The 2,838-nt window shown below is 39.9% G+C and carries 3 protein-coding genes and 1 pseudogene; 1 reads left to right on the forward strand and 3 read right to left on the reverse strand.

Annotated features, from left to right (window positions below):
• The 3 genes from LD39_RS20020 to LD39_RS20030 all read right to left on the reverse strand — a co-directional run.
• Nucleotides 1-544: PLP-dependent cysteine synthase family protein (locus LD39_RS20020; RefSeq protein ID WP_035552667.1), on the reverse strand; the 544-nt coding region annotated here is incomplete at its 3' end.
• Between the two features lie 112 nt (nt 545-656).
• Nucleotides 657-1,289 carry a YpmS family protein gene (locus tag LD39_RS20025; RefSeq protein ID WP_035552670.1) on the reverse strand — a complete coding sequence of 211 codons (633 nt, stop codon included), beginning with the start codon at nt 1,287-1,289 and terminating at the stop codon, nt 657-659.
• Between the two features lie 18 nt (nt 1,290-1,307).
• Nucleotides 1,308-2,243 carry an SGNH/GDSL hydrolase family protein gene (locus LD39_RS20030; protein WP_035552673.1) on the reverse strand — a complete coding sequence of 312 codons (936 nt, stop codon included), beginning with the start codon at nt 2,241-2,243 and terminating at the stop codon, nt 1,308-1,310.
• A 173-nt stretch (nt 2,244-2,416) separates the two neighbouring features.
• Between LD39_RS20030 and LD39_RS20035 the strand changes: the two are divergent.
• A pseudogene (locus LD39_RS20035) lies at nt 2,417-2,838 on the forward strand (ATP-dependent DNA helicase); the annotation flags it as partial.

Below are 2,838 nucleotides of genomic sequence, written 5' to 3' on the forward strand. Positions count from 1 at the left end.
TGCCTGCTGTGGATACAAAAGCAGAAAGGGGTTTTCCAAGCTCGTCCATAGCTTCAATGATCTCAGTAGCGGTCGTAAAACGGTGAGAATCAGGATTCGCTGCATTCTCAAACTGCATTGGCATAAAGCTATTGTCGATTTCTTCTACCAGTTCTTTTGCTTTTTCAATCGCTCCAGGCATTTTTGAATCTCCGGGAGTAAGGACGATTTCTGCCCCATAAGCTTTCAATAAATTTATTCTTTCCTGAGTCATGGTGTCAGGCATCACAAGGATAGCGCGATAGCCTCTTGCGGCCGCATTCATGGCAATGCCAATACCAGTGTTCCCACTAGTTGGCTCGATAATGGTCGACCCCTTTTTCAATAATCCATCTTTTTCAGCCTGAGCCATCATATTAAAAGCGGCACGATCTTTGACGCTGCCGCTTGGGTTATATTTTTCAAGCTTCATATAAATATCAGCTCCACCTTCTGGAGCTACTCGATTCAACTTGACAAGGGGGGTATCTCCTATTAAATCGGCGATATTGTTTACAACACGCATCCTGTCACATCCTTTTTTCGCTTGTTTGTTAGGTCGATTTTATCACAGCGTTGCCTTTCGTTCATCCTTCAAGCTTATAGAATAAAAAAGAAACCGCATTTTAAGCGGTTCTCTAAAAATTATCTTCTACCACTTTTTGAGCGAACTGAAACGAATCTCTTGGTACAGAAATCTTAAAAGCTAGCTGGTTTGAGTTAAGGTTGAATCGGTCTACCCGAATGTTGAAATTACTAGCAGTTTCCATTTGAGTAACACCTACATAAATGTTCTCTTCATTCGGATTTACGACGACCCACTCTGGCAAATTGTAATTGTCCTTTACAAAATCGAGAACTTTTTTATTCGGTAAAGGTAACTGTCCGAGGGAAATTCTTTCTTGCTCCAATACGAGATCACCGTTTTCTTGGACTACTGGGTTCAGTTCCACCTTAATTGGGATCGTCTGGTCGAAGGCTTTAATATTACCAGTTAATGTTACGTTTCGATCCAGGGTAATGGAATAGTCGAACACCGTTTGCGTCGACAATTCACTCAGATATTCATTGGCAAGCTGCTCTAAATTTTGTTTCGTGGATACAATTGTAAACTCTGCGTCGGCGCTCTGCTTCTCTTTGTCTACGTTAACGAGAGTATAAGAGCTAGGTAGAAAGACAAGGGATAATAACCACGCAATAATTCCAATATTCACAAAAGCTAACAGCCAAAAAGAGGTTCGCCACTTATTTTTTAAAAAAATTCGCTTCATGTAAGCATTCCACCTGTATTATTGTTCAATATCAGTACGAATATATTCTAACACGCGCTCGGCCATTTTTTTATAGCCTCTTTCGTTTGGGTGGAAGTGATCTTCCTCCCATAAAAGGTCTTTTTCTGACCCAGCAAAGATGTCTTTAACCGGAATGAATGTGGCCTGCTCATGTTCATTAATCACGCTTTTGCTAATGCGGTTGTAATCACTAATAATTTGCCCAAGTTCAGGAATGTTATTAAAGTAATGATCAAAAGGATTATAGAGACCTATGAGATAAATAGGAACATCAGGATTCAATGTTTCAATCCGTTGGAAAATCTCGTCCAGCTGTTCTTCATAATCCTTCTGTGCAGCGACAAAATCTCGGTAATTCAAACTTGTGAAATTACTTTTAACCACTTCCATCACATCGTTGGCGCCGATCGTAATTAATACTAGATCTGCTTTTCTTAGAGAATCTGAGATATCTTCGGAATCCATCCGTTCTAGTAGTTGATCTGTTCGATTCCCGCGCTTGCCATAATTGGCTATATCAATTTGTTCTACTCCTTCATTACTATTGAAGGTTTTCTCTAAGATTCCGACATAGCCTTCATTATCGGTTGCATCCCCTACACCTTGGGTAAGAGAATCACCTATAGCAACGATATTGAGGTCTTCACGTATAAAAATGTCCCGGGCACTTTCAATCACACTTGTGAACACTTCGCGAAGCCCTTCGCTCAATGTCCCTTCATTTTCTCCAGCAGGTACATCCTCCGGCTGTGACGCACCATCTTCGTGTTTTTCCGCAGGTTTTTCTTTATTTGAACCCTCTTTATCGTTATTCAAGGATGTAGTTTCTTCGCTATCAGGGGCAGAATCAGGTGTATATACAAAAACGGCTATAATGAAAAAGGCGATCGTTAAGGAAAGCAGTATCGATGCTAGCCATTTCCATTTATTCATGATGATCACCTCTGGGTAATTGGTTCTAATAATATTATATGATGATTCCACCTAATGTGAAATTGAAAAGTTTTAACCACTATTATATCATGAAAAGTTATACAATAGACATACGTGAAAGGGTCCAGTAAATTGAGGGTAAAACTCAGATTTTATGAAAGGAGGGAGAGGTTATGGATGAAAAAATTTCCGTCTCTGTTCGGGAGTTGGTGACATATGTCTATCAAACGGGAAGTATAGACAATCGGTTTAGAAGCAGTTCTTCACTTACTGAAGGAACAGTGATTCATCAGGAAGTACAAGGCAACTATAAAGAAGATGATGAAAAAGAAGTATATTTGGAGCATTCATTTGTTGAAGAGGGACTTACTATTCATTTGCAAGGGCGTTGTGACGGAATTTTAACTACGGAAGATGGTCCTGTCATTGATGAGATCAAATCGACCTCCTTGGACATAAACGAATTAACCGAAGAAACACACCCTGTTTATTGGGCACAAGCTAAAGGCTATGCCTTCATGTACGCGCTCCGAGAAAGTCTTGATCGTGTTCAACTTCAATTGACTTATGTCCAAAAGCAAACAAAAGAAAAGAA

The sequence above is a fragment of the Halobacillus sp. BBL2006 genome (assembly GCF_000786645.1).
Lineage (GTDB): Bacteria > Bacillota > Bacilli > Bacillales > Halobacillaceae > Halobacillus.

Coding starts and splice junctions, on each gene's coding strand:
- LD39_RS20025 (WP_035552670.1), bottom strand. CDS start 1,289: ATGAAGCGAATTTTTTTAAAAAATAAGTGGCGAACCTCTTTTTGGCTG.
- LD39_RS20030 (WP_035552673.1), bottom strand. CDS start 2,243: ATGAATAAATGGAAATGGCTAGCATCGATACTGCTTTCCTTAACGATC.